Source organism: Vibrio sp. SCSIO 43132 (assembly GCF_019904195.1).
GTDB lineage: Bacteria > Pseudomonadota > Gammaproteobacteria > Enterobacterales > Vibrionaceae > Vibrio > Vibrio nigripulchritudo.
This window is the reverse complement of sequence record NZ_CP063200.1, coordinates 130,966-156,013: the sequence shown is the minus strand read 5'-3', so window position 1 is coordinate 156,013 and position 25,048 is coordinate 130,966. Positions and strand designations below refer to the sequence as shown.

The 25,048-nt window shown below is 45.7% G+C and carries 23 protein-coding genes; 7 read left to right on the top strand and 16 right to left on the bottom strand.

Annotated elements, in window-relative coordinates:
- Nucleotides 1-68: 68 nt before the first annotated feature.
- Together INR79_RS18830 and INR79_RS18825 are read right to left on the bottom strand one after the other, a co-directional pair.
- Nucleotides 69-1,442: a nicotinate phosphoribosyltransferase gene (locus INR79_RS18830; RefSeq protein WP_223098686.1), complete on the bottom strand. Its 1,374-nt coding sequence runs from the start codon at nucleotides 1,440-1,442 to the stop codon at nucleotides 69-71.
- Nucleotides 1,443-1,654: 212 nt separating this feature from the next.
- On the bottom strand, nucleotides 1,655-2,659 hold the full coding sequence (locus tag INR79_RS18825) for a LacI family DNA-binding transcriptional regulator (protein WP_223098684.1): 1,005 nt from the start codon (nucleotides 2,657-2,659) through the stop codon (nucleotides 1,655-1,657).
- A 395-nt stretch (nucleotides 2,660-3,054) separates the two neighbouring features.
- Here INR79_RS18825 and INR79_RS18820 point away from each other — a divergent pair, with 395 nt between their 5' ends.
- The 5 genes from INR79_RS18820 to INR79_RS18800 all read left to right on the top strand — a co-directional run bounded on the left by INR79_RS18820 (nucleotide 3,055) and on the right by INR79_RS18800 (nucleotide 8,655).
- Nucleotides 3,055-4,044 carry a substrate-binding domain-containing protein gene (locus INR79_RS18820; RefSeq protein WP_004404085.1) on the top strand — a complete coding sequence of 330 codons (990 nt, stop codon included), beginning with the start codon at nucleotides 3,055-3,057 and terminating at the stop codon, nucleotides 4,042-4,044.
- A gap of 106 nt (nucleotides 4,045-4,150) precedes the next feature.
- The gene (locus INR79_RS18815; RefSeq protein WP_223098681.1) at nucleotides 4,151-5,704 is read left to right on the top strand and encodes a sugar ABC transporter ATP-binding protein; all 1,554 of its coding nucleotides are present in this window, start codon (nucleotides 4,151-4,153) and stop codon (nucleotides 5,702-5,704) included.
- Nucleotides 5,697-6,746 carry an ABC transporter permease gene (locus INR79_RS18810; protein ID WP_223098676.1) on the top strand — a complete coding sequence of 350 codons (1,050 nt, stop codon included), beginning with the start codon at nucleotides 5,697-5,699 and terminating at the stop codon, nucleotides 6,744-6,746. The genes INR79_RS18815 and INR79_RS18810 overlap by 8 nt, the downstream gene beginning before the upstream one ends.
- Entirely contained in the window at nucleotides 6,739-7,791 is a 1,053-nt protein-coding gene (locus tag INR79_RS18805; protein WP_022612323.1) for an ABC transporter permease, read from the top strand. The genes INR79_RS18810 and INR79_RS18805 overlap by 8 nt, the downstream gene beginning before the upstream one ends.
- A 12-nt stretch (nucleotides 7,792-7,803) precedes the next feature.
- Nucleotides 7,804-8,655, top strand: a complete 852-nt coding sequence (locus tag INR79_RS18800; RefSeq protein WP_223098672.1) for a sugar phosphate isomerase/epimerase family protein — start codon at nucleotides 7,804-7,806, stop codon at nucleotides 8,653-8,655.
- A 129-nt stretch (nucleotides 8,656-8,784) separates the two neighbouring features.
- On the opposite strand, the gene INR79_RS18795 is transcribed toward INR79_RS18800, so the two are convergent.
- The 5 genes from INR79_RS18795 to INR79_RS18775 form a co-directional block, all read right to left on the bottom strand.
- Nucleotides 8,785-10,149, bottom strand: a complete 1,365-nt coding sequence (locus INR79_RS18795) for a hypothetical protein (protein WP_223098665.1) — start codon at nucleotides 10,147-10,149, stop codon at nucleotides 8,785-8,787.
- 10 nt (nucleotides 10,150-10,159) lie between these two features.
- Nucleotides 10,160-11,278: an ABC transporter ATP-binding protein gene (locus tag INR79_RS18790; RefSeq protein ID WP_223098661.1), complete on the bottom strand. Its 1,119-nt coding sequence runs from the start codon at nucleotides 11,276-11,278 to the stop codon at nucleotides 10,160-10,162.
- A 12-nt stretch (nucleotides 11,279-11,290) separates the two neighbouring features.
- Entirely contained in the window at nucleotides 11,291-12,124 is an 834-nt protein-coding gene (locus INR79_RS18785; RefSeq protein WP_223098659.1) for a carbohydrate ABC transporter permease, read from the bottom strand.
- On the bottom strand, nucleotides 12,121-13,086 hold the full coding sequence (locus tag INR79_RS18780; RefSeq protein WP_223098657.1) for a carbohydrate ABC transporter permease: 966 nt from the start codon (nucleotides 13,084-13,086) through the stop codon (nucleotides 12,121-12,123). Before INR79_RS18780 ends, INR79_RS18785 begins: the two co-directional genes overlap by 4 nt.
- An 80-nt stretch (nucleotides 13,087-13,166) precedes the next feature.
- Entirely contained in the window at nucleotides 13,167-14,432 is a 1,266-nt protein-coding gene (locus tag INR79_RS18775; protein ID WP_223098655.1) for an ABC transporter substrate-binding protein, read from the bottom strand.
- A gap of 141 nt (nucleotides 14,433-14,573) precedes the next feature.
- Here INR79_RS18775 and INR79_RS18770 point away from each other — a divergent pair, with 141 nt between their 5' ends.
- On the top strand, nucleotides 14,574-15,488 hold the full coding sequence (locus tag INR79_RS18770; protein ID WP_223098653.1) for a LysR family transcriptional regulator: 915 nt from the start codon (nucleotides 14,574-14,576) through the stop codon (nucleotides 15,486-15,488).
- Between the two features lie 64 nt (nucleotides 15,489-15,552).
- On the opposite strand, the gene INR79_RS18765 is transcribed toward INR79_RS18770, so the two are convergent.
- The 4 genes from INR79_RS18765 to INR79_RS18750 form a co-directional block, all read right to left on the bottom strand.
- Nucleotides 15,553-16,584, bottom strand: a complete 1,032-nt coding sequence (locus tag INR79_RS18765; RefSeq protein WP_223100227.1) for an IS630 family transposase — start codon at nucleotides 16,582-16,584, stop codon at nucleotides 15,553-15,555.
- A 422-nt stretch (nucleotides 16,585-17,006) separates the two neighbouring features.
- The gene (locus INR79_RS18760; RefSeq protein ID WP_262415439.1) at nucleotides 17,007-17,786 is read right to left on the bottom strand and encodes an EAL domain-containing protein; all 780 of its coding nucleotides are present in this window, start codon (nucleotides 17,784-17,786) and stop codon (nucleotides 17,007-17,009) included.
- Between the two features lie 182 nt (nucleotides 17,787-17,968).
- Complete coding sequence (locus INR79_RS18755) at nucleotides 17,969-18,298, bottom strand: hypothetical protein (protein ID WP_223098651.1); 330 nt, start codon at nucleotides 18,296-18,298, stop codon at nucleotides 17,969-17,971.
- A 21-nt stretch (nucleotides 18,299-18,319) separates the two neighbouring features.
- Nucleotides 18,320-18,667, bottom strand: a complete 348-nt coding sequence (locus tag INR79_RS18750) for a hypothetical protein (RefSeq protein WP_022562187.1) — start codon at nucleotides 18,665-18,667, stop codon at nucleotides 18,320-18,322.
- 254 nt (nucleotides 18,668-18,921) lie between these two features.
- Between INR79_RS18750 and INR79_RS18745 the strand changes: the two genes are divergently transcribed.
- On the top strand, nucleotides 18,922-19,464 hold the full coding sequence (locus tag INR79_RS18745; RefSeq protein WP_223098649.1) for a DUF4274 domain-containing protein: 543 nt from the start codon (nucleotides 18,922-18,924) through the stop codon (nucleotides 19,462-19,464).
- A 51-nt stretch (nucleotides 19,465-19,515) separates the two neighbouring features.
- Here INR79_RS18745 and INR79_RS18740 read toward each other — a convergent pair whose 3' ends face one another.
- From INR79_RS18740 to INR79_RS18720, 5 genes are all read right to left on the bottom strand, one after another.
- Nucleotides 19,516-21,387 carry a cellulose-binding domain-containing protein gene (locus INR79_RS18740; RefSeq protein WP_223098647.1) on the bottom strand — a complete coding sequence of 624 codons (1,872 nt, stop codon included), beginning with the start codon at nucleotides 21,385-21,387 and terminating at the stop codon, nucleotides 19,516-19,518.
- A 15-nt stretch (nucleotides 21,388-21,402) separates the two neighbouring features.
- Nucleotides 21,403-22,080, bottom strand: a complete 678-nt coding sequence (locus tag INR79_RS18735; RefSeq protein WP_223098629.1) for a DUF1566 domain-containing protein — start codon at nucleotides 22,078-22,080, stop codon at nucleotides 21,403-21,405.
- Nucleotides 22,081-23,598: an ethylbenzene dehydrogenase-related protein gene (locus tag INR79_RS18730; RefSeq protein ID WP_223098626.1), complete on the bottom strand. Its 1,518-nt coding sequence runs from the start codon at nucleotides 23,596-23,598 to the stop codon at nucleotides 22,081-22,083.
- 248 nt (nucleotides 23,599-23,846) lie between these two features.
- Nucleotides 23,847-24,281, bottom strand: coding sequence for a hypothetical protein (locus tag INR79_RS18725; RefSeq protein WP_223098623.1), 435 nt, complete (start codon nucleotides 24,279-24,281; stop codon nucleotides 23,847-23,849).
- 144 nt (nucleotides 24,282-24,425) lie between these two features.
- Entirely contained in the window at nucleotides 24,426-24,776 is a 351-nt protein-coding gene (locus INR79_RS18720) for a hypothetical protein (protein WP_004404106.1), read from the bottom strand.
- Nucleotides 24,777-25,048 lie beyond the last annotated feature (272 nt).

Here is a 25,048-nt window from a genome sequence, read left to right as displayed (position 1 = left end):
ACAGGCTCGGGGGAGTAAAGAGGTGTTGCCACACTTAGTTGTGGCAACACCAAGTCATGTTATTACAATCAGACGTAGGTTTGAATTCGTTCGCGAATGTCCTGAAGCGTGTGGCGCTTGAGCACCTGACCGTCTTTGAACACAACCTGAAGTGCGTTTTCACGACCGTCCAACTCATCTTCACGAACCGTTTCCCAGTTTGATGCCTCGATTACGGCCAGACGACCTTTTCGGGACGCTTTGTTTGGGTCGGTCGCTGGGTCTTTGTAAACGTCGTGCCATTTACCGTCAATACAAATGGCAGAGGCTTTCATGGCAAACTTCATGGTATCTCGGTTTACCTTCTGCAGCAGCTCTGCACCCATACCAAATGCCAAGTTGTCTGCACTGATCTCTTTGGATTTCAGCTCCGCTAGAATGCTTTCGATGGTGGTTTTGGAAATACCATCGCCCTGAATCACGCGCACGCAGTCTGGCAGCATACGGAAGCCTTTCGAATTTCGACTCTCTCCAAATTTCGCCATCAATCGCTCGATGGTTTGCGCGACGATCTCCACAGGGTTCCCCGAATCTGGTCGAACAACCAAGGTTCCGCCACTTTGTTCTACCTTCTCCTTTAGTTCGTTGCCCCAGATGTGGTCTATCGCATGGAACAGGTCATAACTGTCGCTGACTACTGCCACCAGGCTTCCGGGTTTGGCGAACTGCTCAAGCATATTTTGGTAGGCTAGCTTTTCGTTTTGCTGCCCCCATGCCGTTATGGTGCTGTGCTCTGCCGCCGGGATAGAATAGCCTGCAATGTCTTCGTTGTAGTAACGTCTTGCGTAAACCAAAGCAGAGACGGTATCTGTGCCCATAAAGTTAAGAAGGTGTGCCAACCCACCAATGGAAGCTGCCTCATTGCTTGCAGCACCACGAGCGCCAAAGTCGTGCAGTTTGAATGGCAAACCGTCAAGGCTGTCGGCTGTCTCTTCCAAATAACGCCGGATGATGGATTTGATAGCGAAAGATTTACTGGCGACGGTGGTCGGGTACCAGACTGCCCTTAATAACGCGGTTTCAAGGTAGCTGGTTAACCAGGCGCATTTTGGGTCCGTGTTCTGAACCTGCACCAACGGTGTACGGGCAGGCACGACACTGCCTTCAGGGAGTGCCTGAATTTCAACGGGCAGGTATCCTTTGTGCGTATCCAGAATGTATTGCCAGCCTTCTTCATTGAAGGGTTCACCGTGTGCGGTCAATACGGCTTTCGCTTCATCAATGTCTTCCTGAGAAAGAGGCTTCGACAAATACTGGTCAAGAAACATCTGCAAACCGAAATAAACACCTTGTGGGTATTCACCACCGCGGGATTCTATATAACTGGATACGAATTCTGTTTTTGGCGGATATTGAAGGTAATGGGAGGCTTTGTACGAATCGGTGTTCAAAATGATGTTCATGAAACTATACCTGTCCAGTCTAGGTCAACAGACCCTAACCGCTTAGAAACAAAAGTTAAACAAATAGGTTGAGCTCGATTATGTGTATCTCGGTTATGAATCGCAAGTCATGTTGAGAAGACTCTGAACTGTGACCGTTTTATTGCAATTCCACAATGCCCCTTGGCAGTTGATGCGCTTATTTGTAACCCAACACCCTATAGATAAAGGGGTTATGTCCCGTTGATAACCAGCTTGGGTTTGACTTTTACAACATGGTTGCCAGTGTCGCCGCGCTCCCAACACTCAAATGCCAGATGGATCATCTCTTCCACATTTTGGCGCACCATAAAAGCGTTGTATGGGACGTAAGCGAGAAACGGGTGATAGTCAAAACAGCCGATCACCGAGCGCCTGAGCGGGTGTCTGTGGTTTTCCTGCATAAACTGAATGATGCCTTCAAAAGCGGTAATGGAGTTAACAAAGACACCGGCAGGGGCGGGTTTTGAAGGCTGAAAGATTCGGCTGGCGGTTTCCTGAACTTGTTTTGGTAAATAGCCTTCGGCATAGATGGCGCATTGGCTGCCAGGTAAATCCGAAGTCGCATGGTTAAAGCCCCGAATGCGTTCACTGGTGGCGTAATCTTCCGAGTTACCGCCAATAAACACCATAGTATGCGGGCATGCATTCCCAATTCTTCCCCTTAAAGCAGAAACCAGATCCGTTGCCCCTGAGAAGTTATCTGTCACGATGGATGGGGCTTTTGAACCCGGTAAGTCGAGGTTGATATGAGGCACCGCAGCCTGCCGGCATAGCTCGCTGATGGCATCTGGATTTGATGCACCTGCTATAAACAGTGCGTCAACCGAAAAGGAGATCAAAGTTTCAGCGGTTTTGAGCTCGTCGGACGATTCCCGTTCGGTCGCGATAACAATAGGGCACAACCCGCGGCTTTTGGCGCTATGGTCAAATTCCTGAGCCAGAGAAGCGAAGAATCGGCTGTCGTGTTGCGGAATCAATAATCCAACCATCCCTGACTTTGCCGCTCTTAGCCCACGTGCCTGCATATTAATGTAATACCCTTTTTCTCGGGCGACTTGCTGGATGTGCAAAGCTTTCTTTTCCGATATTCGCCTAGCTTTCCATGTGCCATTTAATGCAGAGCTCACAGTGGAGGGGGAAATCTCCAGCTCTTTGGCAATATCATAAATGGTGGTTTTTTTCTCTGAACGGCTCATAGCGCTTCCTTTTATGCCTTTCAAATTATTTGTCTGATTTGCACAAAAAATAATCATTTATTTTTTAGTAAGTTAGCAAATCAATAACTTAAATTTTATATCCGTATCAATAGTGAGGCATTCGTTTGTCTCAAGTATACATTACTATTTGCACTATCGATTGTGCTAAATCTGAGTCATTGAGCAAAAAAACGTGCGACAAGCTCATTGTTTTGTTTGGTGCCTAAGTAAAGTTGTTTTGCACAATCGATGGTGCTTTCAAGGTTGAGAGCACTGGATTCGGGCGAACACAAAGTTCGACCGTCCTGACTGGCAGGTGGTCTGCCAGATTCGATTTGCTACAAGTCGCTCAGCTGCACTCCAAATGGGGTGTTTCGAAGAAGGATTTTAAAGCTATGAATATTTTGCTTAGACAGATTTCAATTTTTGCTCTCGCTATTGTAACGGCAATGTCTGCCGTCGCCGCCGACAAACCCACCATGGGTGTGGTGGTGAAAATCGGTGGTATCCCTTGGTTTAATGCGATGGAAGAAGGCATTAAGCAACAGGGTAAAGCCTTGGGAATGGATGCTTTTATGATTGGTCCTACAAGCGCTGACCCTGCTCTGCAGGTTCGTGCTATCGAGGATTTAATTGCACAGGGCGTCGATGCGATTGGGGTTGTACCCAACGATGCCGAAGTGCTGGAGCCGGTGCTGGCGAAAGCGCGTCAGCAGGGCATCAAGGTTATCACTCATGAGTCACCCGCTCAGAAAAACGTGGACTGGAACTTTGAACTGGCTTCGGTGAAAGGTTTTGGTGATGCCTACGGTAAGTTGCTGGCAGAAAAAATGGGCGGTAAAGGCGAATACGCCGTATTTGTGGGCTCTCTGACGGTACCCCTGCACAACGCATGGGCAGACGCGGCAATCGAGTACATCAAAGCCAATCACCCAGATATGAAGCTTATCGGCGATCGCTATGGCGTGGCAGAGAGTGTGGATGACAGCCGTACGACTGCGCTGGATCTGATGTCGGCAAATCCGGGTCTGAAAGGCTTTTTAGCATTCGGTAGTCAGGGGCCAATTGGTGCGGCTCGTGCGGTTCAGGAGCGCCGTAAAACGGGTGACGTTCTGGTACTTGGTCCGTTTTCACCGGGTCAGGGTCGTAAGCTGGTTCATTCTGGTGTGCTAACGGGTGGCTTCATGTGGAACCCAATGGAAGCGGGCAAAGTGTTTGTGACCATGGCGGACAAGCTGATCAAAGGCGAAACCATTCAGGCTGGTACAGAAATCCCAGGTCTAGGTGTGGTGAACCCTGAAGCAGGTTCCACTAACCTGATCGTTGACCAACTGGTCGAACTCAACAAAGACACGGTCGATGACTTAGCGGCGATGGGGCTATAAGCAACTCGCTCGCAGTTTACATCGTGTGAGCAGGGTGAACCTTCACCCTGCTCAAAATCTTAGGTCAACAGACCCTAGAAGTAAGCAAGGATACAAGGATTGTTGAGTGGAAAGATCAAGCGAAAAAACGGGTGAACCCAACGGCTCTGCAGCTCGGCACAGTGCTCCAGAAACAAAGCCCACACTGCGATTTAAAGGCGTATCGATTCGCTTTGGCGGAGTTCAGGCTCTGGATGAGGTGGACTTTGAAGTAGGGGCAGGAGAAGTACATTGTCTGGCGGGTGAAAATGGGTGCGGCAAAAGCACCATCATCAAAGTCATTACAGGCGTCTATCAGCCAGACAGTAATACTGTAATGGAGCTTGCTGGCAAAAGGTTCACCAAAATCACGCCTCAGATTGCAAGGGCGCAGGGCATCGCTGTTATCTGGCAGGATCTGGCGTTGTTTTCAGAGCTGACGGTGGCAGAAAACATTGCCATCGAGAGCAGCCTTGGCATGTCGCCGCGTTGGGTTAATCACTCTAAACTGGCAGACGTTGCCACCCAAGCGTTGCAGAAACTGGGTGTCGAACTGGATTTAAACCTGCCTGTAAAAGCCTTACCGATAGCGCAAAGGCAGATAGTCGCGATTGCCAGAGCGTTAATATCCGATGCCAAAGTGGTGTTTATGGATGAGCCGACGGCGTCTCTCACTCAGGCAGAAACCGACTACCTGCTCGAAGTGGTTCGCAAGTTATCTGCCAGCGGTGTTTCGGTGGTGTTTGTGAGCCACCGGCTGGTTGAAGTGCTGGACATCTCCGATCGAGTTACCGTATTGCGCGATGGCAAACTGGTCGGTGTGTATGATACCGACAATATGACCCAGTCTCGCTTAACCGAGCTGATGACCGGAAAATCATTCACATCCTCCGTCTCTGCGGTGGATACTCACTCTTTGCCCGTTGTTCTTCAAACCGAAAACCTGACTCGCAAAAAAGAGTTTCACCGCGTCTCCCTAACGGTGAGAGAAGGAGAAGTCGTAGGCTTAATCGGGTTGATCGGTGCTGGTCGCACCGAGCTTGGAAAAACATTATTTGGCATGTCGAAACCGGATTCAGGCGCTATTCGGATGCACGGAAAGCCTGCCACATTTCACTCTAATCGGGATGCGATTGATGCTGGCATCGCCTACCTGTCTGAAGATCGCCTTTCGCTTGGGCTGATTCAGGAACAACCTATTGCCGACAACATCGCCCTGCCAGTTCTCAGCAAGTTACTGGCGTCCACCGGGCTGATTTCAGCTAATAAAAAATCAGAATTAGTCACCCACTGGATCAAAGAACTGGCAGTCAAAATCGGTCAGCCAGAGGACGCGATAGCCACGCTTTCGGGGGGCAATCAGCAACGCATAGCGATCGCCAAATGGCTGGCGACCGAACCCAAATTACTCATTCTGGATTCCCCCACTGTCGGCGTTGATGTCGGAGCGCGAGCAGGCATTTTTGAAATTGTAAGAAAGCTGGCGAAACAAGGGCTGGGCATATTGCTCATTTCAGATGAAATTCAGGAAGTGTATTTCAACGCCGACCGAGTTTTGCATATGGCAGACGGGCATATTGTCGGCGAATACGACCCTCGCCAACTGGAGCTTAAAGCCTTAGAGGAGGTGGTGTATGTCTGATGTTTCTGCTCATTCCACCTTGCCTTGGTGGAAAGAAGTTTATCGCCATCAGGCAACAGAAGTCTGGCTTGGGTTTGTGTTGTTGCTGGCGTGTGTGGGGCTATCGTTTTCCACCGAGCAATTCTTCACGTTAACCAACCTGTTTGATTTGTTGAATGCCAGCTCCATCAACCTGATTTTTGCTGTCGGATTATTGGTGGTGTTGATTGCCGGAGGCATCGACATCTCCTTTGCCGTCGGAGCATCAGTTGTTCAGTACCTGGTAGCCACTACCATTATCGATTTAGGCGGCGGGAGCTGGGCAATGGGGGTGACTTTGTCGGCTCTGGTCGGCATCGCACTTGGTGCCATCAATGCTGCGCTGATTCACCATTTCCGCATCATTTCTATTGTGGTCACCATAGCAACATTTAACGCCTTCTTTGGTCTGTTGATGTTCTTTACCCGTGGCGTGTCCATTTACAACTTACCGGACTGGTGGACGGACAGGGTCATCATTTTTGAACACGAAATGCCGAACGGCTCTTGGGCGGAACTGACGCTTCCGGTTGTGGTGATGGCGATATGCGTGTTCGCTACCTGGATTCTGGTTCGGCATACCAATATCGGCAGGCAGCTTTATGCGTTTGGTAACAACCCGGAAGGGGCTCGGCGCATCGGCATCAATATCGGTGCAATGCAATACATCGCGTTTGGGTGGATGGGCATGATGGCAGGCATCGCAGGGCTTATGCAGGTGAATTACGCGCAAGAAGTGGTGCCCAACGCCATGTACGGACGAGAGCTGGATGTACTCGCCGCAGTTGTACTGGGTGGTGCAAGGTTAGGCGGCGGTCGTGGCACCGTGCTTGGCTGTATTCTTGGGGTGATGCTGGTGGCGGTGACCCAAAACGGGCTGAACCTGCTTGGGGTGTCTCCATACGCTTTCAAGATGGTCGTCGGGATAGTGATTTTGGTAGCGATCTCGGTGTCGAATATCGACTGGTCTTCCATTTCATTTGGAAACCGCAAAGATCTGGCGAAGGGAGGAGCGCATGAGTAATCCACCTGTTGGCTCTATTCAAAATAAGTCCACCAAAGATAAAACCGAAAATCAGACGGCAGACGGTGTGTGGTCGCATCTGATCAAAACCGTGGGTATTGAAAACCTTGGGTTAAGCCTGCTGCTAGCTGCCGTATTTGTCGGGTTCAGTCTGGCTTCCCCTCGTTTTTTATCAGCGGCGAATTTTGAGTCTATGGCGTTTCAATTGCCGGAGCTCGGGATTTTGACCCTAGCTATGTTGCTGCCCATTCTGACAGGTGGACTCAATCTGGCAATCACCTTTAGCGCAAACTTCTGTGGGCTAACGCTAGCCTGGATACTGACGCAATTTGGCGGGACCGATGCCTCTGTCGCGGCATTTATTGGTGGTTGTCTGGTGGCGTTGCTGGTTGGGGCTATATCGGGCTACATCATGGGAGCCGTCATTGCTTACACCAACGCTCACCCGATACTGGTTTCTCTTGCCATGATGATTTTCCTTCGAGGTTTGGGGGAATTTTTGACGCGCGGTAAAGACATTTCTGGCTTCCCCGAATTCATTCAGCCATTAGGGCATGGCAGCGTGTTGGGAATCCCCGTTCCTCTCTTGATCATGCTTTCGGTATTTCTGTTGTGTTATGTGTTTCTGGCGAAAAGCCGATTGGGGCTGATCACCTATCTGATGGGCTCCAATATCGAAGCGGTGCGTTATTCCGGCATACATACTAAACGGGCGCTGACTTGGGTGTATACCTTGTCAGGCGTGCTTTGCGCCGTCGCAGGTATTGTCATGATGCTGCGCTTCAACTCGGTACGTGTCGGGCACGGGGAGTCGTATCTGCTGATAACGGTACTGGCGTGTTTTCTTGGTGGTGTCGACCCATTCGGCGGTTTTGGTCGGGTGGTCTCGGTGCTTCTTGCTTTGGTTATTCTTCAGGCGCTCTCTTCAGGGCTGAATTTAATCGGAATCAATCAACATTTTGCCACCGCAGCATGGGGGCTGTTCTTAATCGCTGTGATGGTGGTTCGCTGGGGCTGGGTAAGGTTTCAACGAAAAAAAACTTAAAGGAGAAATGAGATGAAGGGATTTGGAGTACATACCAGTATGTGGGCGTTGGAGTGGACAAGAGAAGGCGCTGAACGTGCCATCGCTGAAGCGACCAAATACAAAGGGATCGATTTTTTGGAAATCACCATGTTAGATCCTCCGGGGGTGGATGCGCCCCACACCAGAAATTTGCTGGAAAAAGCGGAACTAAATGCGGTGTGTTCGCTGGGTGTGCCACTGGATCGTTTGCCTTCGCAGGTGCCTGATAAAGCGTTCGATTTCCTTAAGCTGGCGATTGAAAAAACAGCGGCGCTGGGTGGTCAGTGTTTAACGGGTGTCACCTATGGCGGTATCGGCGAGCGCACTGGTCAACCGCCTACGCAGAAAGAGTTGGATAACGTGGCTATCACCATGAGAAAAACCGCCGATTATGCCAAAAAACAAGGCATTGAATTGGGGATTGAGGTGATCAACCGATATGAAAATCACCTGCTCAATACGGGAGAGCAAGCGGTTGAACTTCTGAACAAGATTGGTTCTGACAACATCTTCATTCATCTGGATACTTACCATATGAATATTGAAGAAAAAGGCGCAGCCAACGGTATTTTAGCGTGTCGGGAACATCTAAAATACATTCACCTTTCTGAAAGTGATCGCGGTGTACCGGGGGCAGGAACATGTGATTGGGATGAGGTTTTCGCAGCGCTGTCTGCCATTCATTACAAAGGTGGTATGGCGATGGAAAGCTTTATTAACCTCCCTCCTCAGATTGCTTCTGCCCTTTCTGTATGGCGACCTGTTGCCAACAGCCCAGAAGAAGTAATGACCGACGGTTTAAGCTTCCTAAGAAACAAAGCGAAGCAGTATCATTTACTCTGATTTTCGCGGTTTATCTGCCAGATAGTCGTTTAGTTATCTGGCAGATTTACAATGTAAATTATGAGTATATACCAGAAAACCCACCTTCATAACGAAGGCGGGCTTAGATCGATAGAAACTGACTCGCCTCTATTTTAAGTAATCCAGCCATGGTGACTGGCGTTCAATGAAAGCATCAACCATCTCAGGAATACGACTACATTGATCCACTACAGGATCAACTAGCAAGGCTTGAATCACCAGCTCACGAGATTGTTCTAGCACCGCTTGCGCAGTCAGATCGTGGACGGCGATTTGGTTTGTAAGCAGCCCACCAATTCCCGGGGGCATATCTACTGCTATACCTTGCAGCCCTTCACTATTGACTAGTGCAGGTACTTCGACGCACATCCATTCTGGCAAATTGCGAATAAGTTGACCTGTATTTGGAACATTGACCGCAGCTTCCTCATAACCGCTATTAGTCAAGATTCCCTCAATAATAGACACTACACGCTCTTTTTCGATCAATTCTATCTCACAAGGACCTTTTCCAAGGGCTGCTCGATAAAAGTCGTAAAAATCTTTTATTCCGCGATGATCTGAAACCTGATGTGCCCATTGAATATACTCGCCAAAATGGCTGTCTGTTGTAATAGGAAAATAGTCGAATTTATCCAATACTTCCTTAAACAGGGTGTGGTCGCTCCAGGGACGAGATGCCACCATGTCATCGGGATAATCATAGGGGCTAGAACTCTCCGTTTGCACTACTTCACCCGTATTTTTGAAGTTTTGGTATAGATCACTGTACCCTGGACAGCTTCTAAAATATTTTTCTGAATTGGCTCTTACATCTGGGTAGGCGTCTTTCCCTGTCTCTTTGTAAACAGCTTCTAGCATTACACTGAAATGGTTTAGTCCTGCTGCTCTAACTTTTAGTTTATCGTAGTCGACTCCAAGTATTTCAGGGAGGTGGCGTTTCAGTGAGGCAATTTCATGGCATAGACCGATAAACTTAATTGCCGGAAATTTTCTATAAACTGTTGTACAGATTCTGCTCATTGGATTGCTGAAGTTAAATACCCATGCATCCGGACAGATGTCCATAACATCACTGCAAATATCAAGAATTGGTGGAATGATACGGAGTGAGTGGAATAAACCGCCGGGACCTCCATTTTCACCATAGACTTGGCGTATTCCATACTGTTGTGGTATTGACCAGTCCATATCCCACAAAGCAAATCTATCGCCGACCTCTATCGATGAAATGACGAAATCGGCTTGTGTTAATGCCTCTCTTCGGTTCAGCGTAGAGCTTACTGTAAAATTAAGGTCGTGTTTTTGTATAAACTGTTCTGCTTTTGCATGCGTACTTGCTAGTGCTTTTTCATTAATATCATGCAGTACAATATGGCTGCCATGCAAAATGGTACTTTGAAAAATATCACCTAACGCTTCGCAACCAAATTGGATACTACCTGCTCCTATTAATACGATATTTCGTGACATGCTTTGATCCTCAAATATTGAATGAATAATTACTGCTGGGTTTTAAAATTGGTGGAAGTGTGTTCCCTTGTTTGTCGAAAAGATAACAATGCTCTGGAGGTAAATTGAGTCTGATATAGTCGCCAGCGACCAAATTACTTCGCTTGCTGCGACGTATGATCCATGGTTCCTTTTCGCCAACTTGCACATACAGGTAGCTTTCATTTCCCATTTGCTCAACAAATAACACTAGTGCTCCATCTTCATTATTTGCTGCTGTAGCGATTAAATGTTCTGGACGAATTCCTAATTGAACAAAGTCATTTATTTCTTTGTTGACCTTTATCGGGAGTGTTAACTTTTCATTACCCAGCGTGCGAATCGTGCATCCTTCTGATGAAGTCGATATAACGTTAGCATTGCAAATATTCATTTTGGGTGAGCCGATAAACTGAGCAACAAACTTGTTTTTAGGTAAATCATACAGCTCAAGAGGTGTGCCTACTTGTTCAATGGTGCCCTTGTTTAGGACCACGATGCGCTCGGCAAGGGTCATTGCTTCAACCTGATCGTGGGTTACGTAAATAACAGTGGAATTCAGCCGTTGGTGGAGGCTGGCGATCTCCATTCTCATTTGAACACGAAGCCCTGCATCCAAATTGGATAATGGTTCATCGAATAGAAATAGAGTTGGCTCTTTAGCGATGGCTCGCCCGATCGCAACTCTCTGGCGTTGTCCTCCGGATAGATCTCTAGGCTTTCGCTCGAGCAACTCTTCCAGTTGTAAAATCTTGGCAGATTTATCGACTCGGAGCTCTATTTCAGGTTTGCTGAGTTTGGCTAACTCGAGCGAAAATGAAATGTTTTGCCTTACGGTCATATGTGGATACAAAGCGTAAGATTGGAAAACCATACCAATCCCACGCTCTGAAGGCGTATCATCGTTAACAAACTTATTATTTATGTACATGCTGCCTTTGGTTATCTCTTCTAATCCGGCAATCATCCGGAGAAGAGTTGATTTACCACATCCTGATGGACCAACGACGACGACGAACTCACCACTGGAAACATCCAAATCAATTTTTGGTATGACTTCACTGTGGTTTCCATAAGTTTTGTTGATGCCTTCTAAACGTAATTCAGACATAAGTACCTCTTGTTAGCCTTTAACGGCACCGTTGGTTAATCCACTGACTACGCGTTTTTGAAATGCAAGTACCAGTGCGATAATGGGAAGTGTAACGATAACGGATCCCGCCATGATTTTTCCCCAGGGCAAATCGTACCTTGATGACCCTTCCATGAGCCCAATTGCAACAGGTACAGTGCGGTTTTCTGGTGATATTGTAAAAGTAAGAGCGAACATAAACTCGTTCCAAGCACCAATGAATGCAAGTAGCCCTGTTGTCACAAGAGCTGGGGCTAACAGGGGCGCGAAAACTCGTGTAATGATGATCCAAGTGTTTGCACCGTCGACAATGGCGGCTTCTTCTAGTTCAGCAGGCAAGGTACGGATAAATGTCGTTAGCACCCATATTGTGAAAGGCAGAGAAAAGGTTATGTATGAGATGACGAGTGCCCCTAAGGAGTCGTATAAACCAAAAAAGCGAACCAATTCAAACATACCAGTCAAAACCGAAACCTGAGGAAACATTGACACACATAAAATGGTTAATAGAATGCCTTGTTTGCCTCGAAATCGAATGCGTGCGAGTGCAAAAGAGGCTAGGGTTGCCACTAGTAGGCTCATCCCAACCGACAGGGTGGCTACAATCGTTGAATTAAGTAAACTTCTGGCTACTCCGTCTATCAATAGAGCATCCAAGTAGTTTCTCCAGTGGAATGTTGTGGGTAAAAAATTTACCTGAAACAAGTCATTGCCAGTTCGGAATGACGTTAATATAGTGTTGTAAAAAGGGAAAACACAGAAAAGTGTCACCAGCAATACGGCGCTGTAGAGCAGTATTTGATGATAGTGATTTGTAAGCTTCATTTGTCATCTCCAAGTTTATATATTCGGCTGACATATAGGAACGAAATAGCAATACTTGCGATGAGCACAAATACTAAAACCGATGCGGCTGATCCCATCCCCATCTCCTGATATTCAATCAATTGGTCGCGAGCGTATCCAGAGATGGAAACTGTGGAGTCACTGTTAGAAGTCAATACATAAATCAAATCAAAGATTCTTAGTGCATCCATCATTCGAAATATTGTTGCGACTAAAATGGCTGGCATGATCAAAGGTAATGTTATGCGCCAAAATCGCTTCCACGCATTAGCACCGTCAATTTTTGCGGCTTCGTAGAGGTCAGCTGGAACAGTCTGTAGCGCAGCTAGGATCATTAGCGCCATAAATGGGACGGTTTTCCAGACATCAGCCATTACTACCGCCCACATTGATAAACTGGGTTCCGCTATCCATGCGAGTTTTTCCTCTGTGATCCCGAGACCATTGAGAATGGAATTCACAACGCCATATTGATCGTGGAACATCCATCCCCACATTTTGGCACTGACAATAGTCGGTATGGCCCAGGGCACTAATATTGCTGCTCTTAGGAACCCTCTCCCACGAAATTTTTGGTTCATCAGGAGAGCAAATAGCAACCCGAAAACCAGCTCTAATGAAACTGACCATCCTGTAAACCAAAGTGTATTACCAACGGCTTGCCACCAGAGCGGATCTGTTAAAACCCCATAAGAATTTCCCTCAAATACAAGGTAATAATTGTCAAAACCCACCCAGTCGTAATGTTCGGGGGTACTTAGAATGGCGTCAGTAAAACTATATAAAATAGTTCTTATCAAAGGCCAGCCCGCAACGGCAAACAGTAGGGTTAGTGCTGGTGCTACCAGCCACAAAGCGACCCGAGCGCGGCGTTGCTGCAAGCTTTTTTTTCTTTGGCGGGAGTTAGTGGACGATACCCCAGCGATTGTGAAAGTTCTCATTCAATAATTCTCTCTTGTCAGCGTTCAGGAATAGAAAGTGGGCAACGAGCAAAACGTTGCCTCTCACTGTGACGCGAAGATCACTTCCACTTGCGACCTTTAATTCGCTTCAAACGTTTTTCTAAGTCCACTATCGCTGTTGCTCCATCAACCTCACCGCTAAGTGTGCGAAATGCAGCATTGAAGAAGGCTCTTGAAACTTTTGCGTATTGCAATTTGGTTTGAGAAGAGGGGCGTGCCACGGCATCAGCAAAAATTGCTCCAAACTCTTTCATGTGAGGAGCTGCATTCAAAATTTCAGGGTCGTCGTATAGTGCTGTGAGGCTTGGGCTTAATCCTTCGAACATGAATTGCATTTTTTGTGCTTCTGGGCTGATCAGAATCTCCAGAAGCTGAAGAGACGCCTCTTTATTTTTAGAGTAATTGTTCACTGCCCATTGCCAGCCACCCAGAGCCGCCGCACCATGACCACTGTCGCCATTTGGTAAGGGCATTATTCCAATTTTACCTTTAACAGGGCTTTTATCCGCTTGTCCCAATACGTAAGCATATGGCCAGTTTCTCATAAACAGAGCATCACCATTTTGAAATACTGCTCGAGACTCCTCTTCCTGATAAGCCAAAACACCTTTTGGAGATATATCGCCAATCCAGCTTGCCGCCATGTCGAGCGCTTGCGCCGCTTTTGGGTTGTTGATGGTGATATTGCCTTTTTTATCGACAATGGCACCTCCCCCGTTTGAAGATACCCACTCAATGGCGTCACAGGTCAATCCCTCATAGGCTTTACCCTGGAAGACCAGTCCCCAAAAGTCGGTTGCCCCAGCTTTTCGCTCTTCGGTTTGGATATATTTTGCAATACTCGCCATCTCTTGCCAGGTTTTTGGGAGGGGTTGATTGTATCTGGCAAGCAAATCCTTACGATAAAACAACAAACCAGCATCTAGAGAAGATGGCAGAGCTTTCAATTTGCCATTTACGATGTTGTTGTCCCATGCACCAGTAAAGAAACTACTTCTTTTATCGGAAAAATGTTCAGTTATATCCATTAGATGGGGGTCTAATATTCCAGACCAAATCACATCAATTCGAAGGACATCGACAAAGTCAGAGCTTTTAGCAGCGAAGGATTGCTGGAGAATTCCTAATTTTTCAGTAGAGGAACTGGGGAGTTCCATAAATTTAAGTGTATGGTTGGTTTCGGACTCGAATCGTTCTTTTATGTAGTTACAGTAGGGTTTACTCGTCCCTGAAGATTTACACTCAAACTTAACGGTTTGTGCTGAGATATGAAATGACGCTAATGCGATTGTGGCCATTAGCCAAGCTGGTTTACTTTTGATCATATGGACTCCCTGTCACTTTTCTGTTTATCAAAAACTTACCAATATGATGTAAATATGTTATCTGTGTGTTGTGTTATTTTGAAATTCATTTTTAACAGAGGAAATATAGATAAAATCTATATCTAGTAATGTGGAGAAGTTATGCATAAGTTTATGACTCAATTTCTTGAAGTCGCGACGCAAGGTTCTGTGACGGTTGCAGCAAAAAAATTGTGTATTAGTCAACCGACTTTGACGCATAACATGAAAAAACTGGAGCTCGAACTGGGATGTAAGATTTTCAATCGGACATCGAGAGGAGTTACTTTAACTGAGTATGGTGAAGTGGTTTACGAGAAAGCCCAATCAATGAAGAGAATCCACGAAAGGATGATTGCGACGTTAGACAATATGAATCAGCATCACCGGAACGAAATAAGGCTGGGAACAGGTGATGCATGGTGGATTTTGTTTGTCAACGATCTGGTTGAATCCTATTCCATCCGTTATCCCACAGCCAATATTCATGTTGAAATTGGCAGCCAACTTCTGCTGATGGACAAGTTGCTCAGTGAGGAAGTCGATATATTCCTTGGACACGAGATTGAAGGGTTAACTCGTTCTGGTCAGGTTCATTTTTTACCTCTATTTGTTCAGTCAGATTCTGTGTTTGCGCGAAAGTATCACCCACTTTCCAAAGGCACTGTGAGCCGCAATGATTTGGAAGACTACCCTAAAGTTAATATAGGGCTCAGCGATAGGCCGTATAGCTACTTAAAAGGTCTAGAGGTTTTTGATATTGAAATAGATCCTTTTTTTCAAAGTTCTACCACTTACGGGACAAATTCGCTTATGGTTGCGATTGATTGGTTGACTAGAACCGACGCATTGTTCGCTTACCCCAGCTCTATGTCAAATTATCTTGCAATGTACAATATTAAACCTTTGGATATTGAAGAAAAACATCCACTTTCGACGATCGGCATATACCTTCTTAAAGAAAGAATTGAGGATAATAATTTACAGACCATTATATTGGAAATTAAGAGCCGTATTCAGACCCTGCACGGTCAATAGGAGCGATACTATTGATGGTGGGGCTATTTGAAGAATAAATAAGGCACTTTGATGATATACCGAATCAACTTGAAGATGCAGGCTTGAGAACCTGAAAATTGTCATTAATTCGAGATGCCAAAGAGCCTGCGATCTCTGGAAGAGTCACTGCAAAAAATTGGTCTATCGCCGCCTTGAAGTCCCGTTTTCGTTTGAAGTAAACGTTGTTCCTCGACTTCTCATTCATCACTTTCCATAGCCGCTCTATTGGGTTGAGGTTTGGACTGTAAGGCGGAAGATAATGCAGTTCAATATTCAAGACAAACGCCGCATCTTTGACTAAGTCACTTCGGTGATATCCCGCACCATCTAAGATGATATGAAGCTTATGGGTTAACGGATAGCTCTCTCTTAACTGACAGAAAAAACGAACAATCGATTCACTGTTAATGCGCTCATAATCGTGGACAATGGTTGCCCCAATATCCGAAAGGTTCAGTGCACCAATCATGTTCAATCGGCTACGATTACCCGTTGTTTCAATCACTTTATCCTGACCAGCTCGTATCCAGCCATGAGATATTTTTGTGGATAGTGTTGGGTGAACGGCATCGATAAAGACTATTGATTCACTCTTGCCACATCTTGCCTTTAGCGCTTCATAAGCCTCTATGAATGCAAGCTGCTTTGCTTCATCAAACTTGTGTGGAACGCCTTTCGGTTGCTTGTAGCTAAAACCATTGTGGTGAAGCCATTTGTTCATACCCGAAACCGTGTAATCAAGCCCAAATGCCTCTTTAACGTAGGCGACAATTTGATGTGTGTGAGAATAGGTTTTCTCAGTCAAATGCTCGATTAGGTTCATTGTTTGAGTAGCAGAAAGCTTACTTTGGCTTCCACCATTTTCAGGCTTGAGCTTGTTCGATTGCAGGTAATCTTTGATATGTTGTCGAACAGTGGATTCATGAATAAGAAGTGCATCAGCAATTTCCTCGGGACTCCAACCATTACTCGCGTGGATAACTGCTTTTATACGGTCACGAACTCGTCCATCACGAGTCGTGCTATGTTGTTTTTTGAGTTCTTGCTTCTGTTGATTGGTCAGAGTAATTTTCATAGCTGCTAGCATGATCCTCTATTCGAAGAAAATCAAGCACCTTCAATGATCACGGGTATATATCGTTAAGAATAATTGCCACTCAGTTTCGTTGTAAGTGCTAAGAACGCTCTCTTTTGATTTGGTATTGCGGCAATGCCACTTGATGCGGTCATCCTACGCGAAAAAAAGATAATTCACTTGGAGTGAGCGGTGTAATAAACACCACAGAATCAATAGTTCAAAAAGGATGGCTTGAATACTTAGATAAAGGAACTTCATGGGGTTAAATCTATTATTTCACGGGCTAAGTTATCTTTATCTGCGAACGCTTAAGTTTCTTTAAAAACAAAACGAAGCAATATCATTTGCTTTAGTTGTTGCAGGTTATCTGCCAAATGGTCGTTTAGCTATCTAGCAGATTTACAATGTAAATTATGATGTTATTCAAATTCTGATAAAGATGAAAAATTCACATCCGGTAAGCTTTCAAACCCCGGTTTCGCAAATAAGTATCCCTGCATTAGATCAACGCCCTGAGCCCGTAGCCACTGGTATTCCCCAAGGGTTTCAATGCCTTCTACAAGGGGAGTAACTCCCAAATCCTCAAACATTTGCAAGCAGCGTCTAATGATTACTTGACGGACTTTGTCTTGATGGATGTTTCTAATCAAATCCATATCTATTTTTACGATGTTCGTTTTGAAGTTTGCCAGCCTGTTTAAACCTGAAAATCCTGAGCCAAAGTCGTCCACAGCAGTTTTAAATCCGAGCTTATTGTAGTGACTGATGATGTTTTTCGTGTGCTCAAAATCGTCCATTCTTTCCACTTCAGTAAATTCAAACATGATGTTCTGAATAGGAAAATTAAATGCTTTGGCGGCTTGTAAAGTCGTGCTAATGCAGCGCTCTGGGCTGTATATGGCATTTGGAAGAAAGTTGATGCTTAATATCGATGTCATGCCTAGCTTCGCAGCCATTGAAATGGCTTTTACTCTACATTGTTGATCGAAGGCGTATTTTTTCTCTTCAGTGACCTGAGACATGACGGAAATTGCGGACTCGTTTTTGGTCCCCCTCACCAATGCTTCGTATCCAAATATGGTTTGGGACTGGGTACTGACAATAGGTTGAAAAGCCATCGTGAGTTCAAAACCAAGGTCACTTGCATTCGCACATCGCTGGCATCCATAAGCTTTAAAGCTGTTTTTGGGTTCGTCCATAAACTCCAACTTATTAAGTTTGTTGTATATGTTAAACCTAGTTGCCAAGTGAATGAGAGACAAGAAATGCGTGGTATATGGTGACAAATATTCAATACATCATTTTTAAAAACACAAAGAAACCGAACGTCTCGCCATTGACCGTTCGGTTTTCAAAAAATCTAGTTAGGGATCTGCTTTGCTTAATCAACCAGATCTAATGCCACGATATTGACTGAGTGGTCTGGGTTTCCATCGCATCCGTCAACTCTAAGTGCGACCTTGCTTTTGGCATGATATGCAGAAAGTGACATTGATACGAGCTCTGAGAAGAGTGGGTGATGTTTCTTGATCACAAATTTCGATTGGTTACAGCCTGGGTATTTATAGCCTTCATGCGTAAAAAGATACATGCCTTCGCCACTCCAACCTGAAGCTACTCTAATCAATGTTTGAGGGTCGAGTGTTGTTTGCTGCGATGCATGTGTGGCAAATGAACACACGGCTATAGTCAAAGCGATAAAAAACTTCATTGGTTTAATCTCTTGTTTTCATTAATTGGAAATGTTTATCGCACCTGAAGGCGTCATGGTGTTGTAGGTGGTACTGGATACAGAGTACCATCCGACAGGATTACAAGCATGTATATACACTTGTACTCTTTTCCCTGAAGTGAATGCCGCTAAAACCATGGAATAGACTTCTTTATATTGAGGGTGCGTTTTTTGAACGTAAAAACGGTTTTGTATCGTGCAGTTGCCTGGATTTCCAAAGTTACCGTAAACCATAAAGCCATTTCCACGTTCAATATCGACTCGGGTTGGTGTTGCGAATGACGTCCAACCTCCTGCATATACTGAAGTAGAAAGCAGTGCTGCTGAGAGTGCGATGAATCTTTTCATTATTGTTCTCATTAAGTTAACTGATTTGCCAAATTACGAGGGGAAAAGTCTATAACGACATGAGTGCAAGTAAAGTTGAAGGCAGTAGAAGTGCGCGTGATGTTGAGGGATATTAGTTTTTGGTTGAAAGATACTACTTTGTTTTTCTCTCATTATTATGTGTCTAATTAATAAGAATAATTTTTGATTTCCCACCAATTCTCTCCACCAAGTGCATAATCGAAATATACCTATTTGATTGAGAGTGAGTTCGAATGGCAAAGCGTCTTTCTAAAGAAGAAAAATATCGAGCGTCTGTTTGTTTTGAATGTGGCTGTATACCGACGAAAAAGAAACTTGAAGAGATTCTGATTGAAAAAGGTGAAGAACTAGAAATTTTAAAGTACGTGACCGACCAATTTGGAATTGAGGTGGGTGAGGCTATAACGGTAGAGGGTTTGGCTTCAAAAGAAGAGATTCATTACGCAGCCGCAAACTACAATTGGGACGATGGTAATTTTGATGTTTTAAACGCATTTTTGGATCATCCCAAATGTGATGCTGGCACTGCAAATATGCTTTACTGGAAAGGTTCAGGGTTCCATGCCGCTAAGTTTTCTTCTAGTAGTCAAGAGAAGCATTTTTATGAAAAGCTTCTTTCCAAGTTTAAAGAACGAGGCTTTGCAACGTACCAAATAGCGTTCGATCCTTACGATGAACTTTTTGTTCCATCTCTTGATGAGTGTCTTGAACAGGGGTATGAGATTCCAGGTTATCTTTTCTGCCAATACAGCACGATGAAAGTTGATACAGATTAAAAGGGCATCAACGGATGCCCTTTATTTGTTCAGAATATTTACACTGTAAACTTACTGACCGCAGACGAGTTCCCAACTGCCATCGCTGCCTGGAATCGAGTCTGTCCAGTATTTGGCTTGATAAATCTTGCCCTGATAGACCATCTTGTCGCCAGTGCCAGCATGACTAGGGTTTCCCGCCCAATCCTTCTGTGGCCAGTTTGGGTATTCGTTGATACCAGCGGTATTGCAACTGCCACCACCTCCACCTGAGCCACCTGTGGTGAAGCTCGCAGTCAGTGTTACTCCAGAGAACGAACTGTATCCCGTGAGATTAATGTAGTAAGTGCCCGCTTTCGGGGAAGCAAATGGGCATGACTCACTATTTCCACTCTTGTACGGGCGGCAGTCGTGGCTTGTTGAGGTAGGTTTCGAGCCGAATTTCACGTACAGATCGACATCGCCTGAACCGCCGCTGGTCGCGATATTCAGATTGGTTGCACCCGCAGGTACGTCCAGAGTGTAGGTAATAGTCTGGTCTTTAGAGCCAGAAATACCAGTGACCGGAACTCCATTTTTTAGCTTGCTGCCCGTAGGTGGGTTTGGATCAGGGTCGGGTGTTGTGGTGCCTTTATCGATCACAGACAGCTTGTTAGATGCCTGAGTCAGCTTAAGCACATCACCTATTTGAGACGCCGACCACCAGTTAACCCCGCTTGGTAGTGCCAATGGGTTTGCGTTACGTTGATCGCGGCTCAGTGTCTCTGCGCCAGAGCCAAACTGGGCAGTACGTACTTCAAGTTTATCTGGGCTAACGCTTAGCACCTTGAATTGCTGAATGCTGGCCAGATCGATGGTCCAGCTTTTCGGGTCGTTAGCGCTTCTGGCTGGCGCACCCCAGCTTCCTTCACCCACATAGACAGTACCGCCGGATGTCGTAGCGGTGAAGTTTGAACCAGACGGTTTCAGCGCTTCGGTTATTTTGTTGATATGCGTATCCGATTCCACCACCAGATTCATTTTGTGTTGGTAGAACAAGTTCGCCCACCAGGTAACGAGAATGGTATTGTCACGTTTGCCTGAATAGTGCGGATACATTGGTTTGTGGTATTGCGCGACTCGCCATTTTGCCGAAGACGCACTTGCCGAAAGATCCTGGCTTAACCAGTTATTCATCGCAGTGGCGTAGCTCGACCAGCCGCTGTCTTTAAACTGACTGTTCAGGGTATAAACACGCATCAGAGGCGAAACGTTAAACGCTCCGTAGGTGTCTTTAGGGTTACAGGTTTTGTTGCCATCGAAGTCGACCCCAAACACCTGACAGACGGTGCTGTAGTTGTCGTCTTCATGGTTGCCGTGGGTCGGCACAAATGGATAAATACGCTTGTAGCTAACGCCGTCAATCAGGTCATTAGAGAACGTCAGCTGCCAGTCTTTCAGGTATTCAGACATTTCTGAGACTGAGTTTTGGTTGGTGTAATCGCCGCCATGCATAATGAAAAGCGGGCGGATTTTCGCAACCAGCTTGTTCCCCGCACGGCGATTTGTCCAACCTGTTCGGGTATCGCCGCCAGCAATCGCAACAAAAGGTGAATTGTCTGTTGGCGCAGTTCTAAACCACAAACGGTCGCCACAGCCCGCATCGTCACACACACTATAGTAAACAGGGGAATTGGCCGGCAAACTGCTAAGCTGCACAAAACTGTTTTTCAGTGAGCCACCAAACGTGTGGCTAAAGGTGACATTGGCTTTTTTCCACTGCTGTTCATCGGTTGTGAAGCCATATTTCACATGATGGTTTGCACTGGATGTGGGGGTGAACCCAACCGTCGCTTTGGAAGAAGGCGAAGCATCCCACACCAAACGGTGATATTGGCTACCTGCGAAGCTTTGACAAGCCATGGCAGAAAGACCAATCAGAATACTCGTTCTGAGGTAATTCATTTTGATAGTCCTTTATTATTCATTATTTCTTGAAGTGATTGACGATAATGTCATCTGCGAGGTATGCCCCTCGCGGTGCCAGTCAGCGACCAGCACCACAAAGGCAGCATTGCGATAAGGCAAAGGCTGTGCTTTGCCTTCAAATAAATTCACCGCTAGCGCTCCATGCTTTAGGTGTCGGAAATGGCGTTCCAGCGATTGTTGTGCGTTTTGTGTCCAGTAGTCGCTGTTCTTAATACGAGGGAAAAAGTCCGTTGCGATTTGTGCCTGATGAGGGCGATCGTTGTATTCGAGTAACGCGATAAGCTCTTGCTCTGTCGGTAAGCGCCAGTGGTGAATACCACACAAGCCCGCCTTGTTGGTGCGAGTAATCAAGGCATCCGTGTCACAACGTCCATTCTGATAAAAGCAGTCCCCTTTGTTGGCATCTCCAAGTTCGCCGTTGTACCAGGAATAGGTCCAGTCAGCATCGTGGATGGATTCATCATCCGTTTTGACTTCCCATAACAGGTCTTGATCGGTATCGGCTACACATGCCCATGGCCCTTGCCATGGTTTGAGGGCGTCTCCAGCTTTTGTGATCTTCACGTATCGGGGATGATCGAGCTGAACGGGCAGTGCATTAACAGCGAAGTAACTGTAAAACCCGGCAGCACAGATCATAAGCAGAGTGAAAAACAGACGAGTCTTCATTTACAGATACTCCAGCTGAAAAGGTCGATGGTGGCGCGTGTGAGCGACCTGAGAGTGGTCAAATGCCGATACCCAGATGCAGGTGCCATTTTCCAGCGCCACGTCATGCTGAGAGCCGGTGTTGTGCTGACGGGACACTTCCAGAGTCCAGTAACCGTCTTTCCATATCCCGCGAGCTCGTACATTGGCTCTGTCGCCTTCAAACTGGTTGGAACGGTATAAGACGGAAGGAAGCTCTGTGCCTTCCGAGTAAGTGTCTAGGCTTGATTTGTAAGGCTGGCTGCCAAACCAGGCCAGAGGCTTGGTGATGTCTGACTCAGCTTTGGGTAATCGCTTTGGCGTGATTTGGTTGGGGGAATACCACTTCCAGTTCATCTTGTATCCGCCACTGTCTTTGCCATCAGGTAAATATCCGGCGGTATATCTACGTTGACCAAACTGAGTGTTGCTGGGTGCACCAAAGAAATTATCGTCTGCCTGAAACATGTCGTTGGTTCTGACTGCCTTCCAGTGCCACAGGTCGCGAATCATATTGTCTATGCTCGCGTGATAACCCTTGCCATGCCAGTTTTCAGGTTTTCCTTTAATGGGCTTTCTTCCAAGGTAGGCAGTTCCGTCTGCCCCGAATCCACATGTGCTGGAAATCATCACCGCAAACTTATCTTCGTAATAGACGGTTTCGTCAAACTCATGAAAACCGTTCTGGCGAACAACCCATTTTCCATCTTGCTTAAATAATGGAAGGTGAGCGAGGCTCTTAGTTTCGTCTTTCCAGCGAAACAGAAAGTAAGTTTCATACTCGTTTGCGGCGGCTTTGATGGACACAGTGGTTGCGCCATTTTCGAAATTGGCACCACCTGTGGTTTTTACCGAAACGTAGGGAATGTCGCTCCAGAACACCTCGTCGGGCTTACCGTTGATTTCAATTAAGGTCTCGGAGCTAAGGCGGTGGACTTGCAGTGGCATCTGGCTGCTGGTGGTCATAAATGCCCAGCCAGCTCCGGCGGTTGTCAGTGTCAGTAACAGAGTAAAAGAGAGCCTTGCCTGCTTGAGAGTGCGAAAGGGGAGAACAAGTTTTAAAACAGACGCACCATACTGAATGATATAAACCAGGCTATGCAATATCAGAAAAACCAACATGCCAATCGCTGACCAAAAGTGCCATGCCTGTAGGTTCAACCAATCAGATTGCCACCAGTAAAGTCCGCCAGTTATTAACGCCGAGGTTGTCACCCCATAACCAAAATACTGAACCCACAAGTGGTAGGAAGAAGCGGGTTTGGTTGCCCGTTTTTTCCGCAATGCAAGATACACCACATACCCAAATACAGCGGCAAATAAGATCACTCCACTCAGGTAATGAAGATCGTGCATTTGCCCTTCAGGGAGCAGTGGCGATAACCAGTAAAGGGAGCGATTCGAGACAAGATGAATGCGAAGCCCGGTGAACAGGTTCACCAGAGCAGAAATCGAAACGATAAGATGGAGCAACACAAAGTTGAAACGCTGAGGGTTCATGTTTTTTGTTCTAAGCAACTAACCAATAAAATTATTAAGGAAAGATGGTAGAAGCTATTGAACCAATTGCTATTTAAGCAATGTTAAAAAACTGTGACTTACAAAAGTGGTTCTATTTTTTTATGCAACGAATTGAGTTTTACAAAGAATGTATGTCACAGCTAACGAGAAAAGATGGTTATGCTCTTTTCTCGTTAATAACAGCTGCAATGTGACGGTTTGTTGTTGCGATTTTTAAAGTGGGTGTTTTAAAGGGAATACAAATAGTGCTTTAAGATTTTCAAGCGTTGCAACAATATCGTCGACTTTAATTGTCCAAGGTCATGTGCTGAGGTCGTTCCAAAATCTTGTTTTGTCCAGACATCTTGGATCAAATCGTAGTTGCTCTTTAAATATTGTCCCCACAATTGTTGTGAGGATGACAATTCGATTCTTTGTGAATCTGTTAATTTGCTTTGCAGCTTTTCATAGGTATCAGAAATCTCTCCTTGAAGAAATTCGTGGTAGGTGGTGTAGGCAAGTAAAGTTGAACGGTATCCATCAGCCTGCTCGATTTTCTGGATGTATGGTTGAGAGATGGAATCAAGTTCGAGCTGCAACGAATATGAAGTTTCTTTGTTCGCGGCAGAGCTAAGTGGAAAGGCGATCAATAAAAGAGTGATAGCGAGACGAATGAAGTACATAAAATGATCAGGTTGGAATGAGATTAGCGCTCATTATTGCTCTGCTTTTTGTTGTAAGGGTATGTTTTTGTTGCGTTTTAATATCTCGGTCGCAAATTACATGACTTTTACGTTAAACAGGCACCTGCGAAAGGTGCCAACCAACTAGTCACTAATCTTCACTGTAGAAGCCCTCTTAGGTTTACTTTTGTGTTTCCAGTCTTCCCAGTGTCGCCAGTCCGCTTCGAACTTAATGAAAACACGTCCTTTTTTGTCGAATTCGAGACCTGCATTTTCCAGTGTTTTGAAAGGCACAACACCGGTAAACATCCAGGCATTATTTAGTGCTTTCACTTTGCAGGCAGAAACGCGAAGTGTTGGTAATGAAGGGTAACGCTTTACCCATTGTTGCCACGCAAATAAAGATTCATTGTAAAACCACACAAAGGTGCCTTCACGCACACCAACGATGTGTCCGGGTGTTCTGGCTAATCTGGCTTTATCTTTTAGTTTCATCGCATCCTCTTACGGCACATATGACCGAATAACAGCAAGTTAATCTTGATGCCAACTGGATGGAGGAGAGGGTATTTTTTAAGTGCGATTATTTAATGTTTTTCTGAGGTTATCGCTACTTGATACCTATACGTTTTTACGGTTATTAAATCGCATTCGGTTTTGTGAACAATGAAGTTATTAAATATGAGACTTGATGTGTATAAACTGAGTAATGGTTCGAACACCGTGTTTTTTGCTGAACGCGGCTAAAATGGCGAAAAAATTCAGCC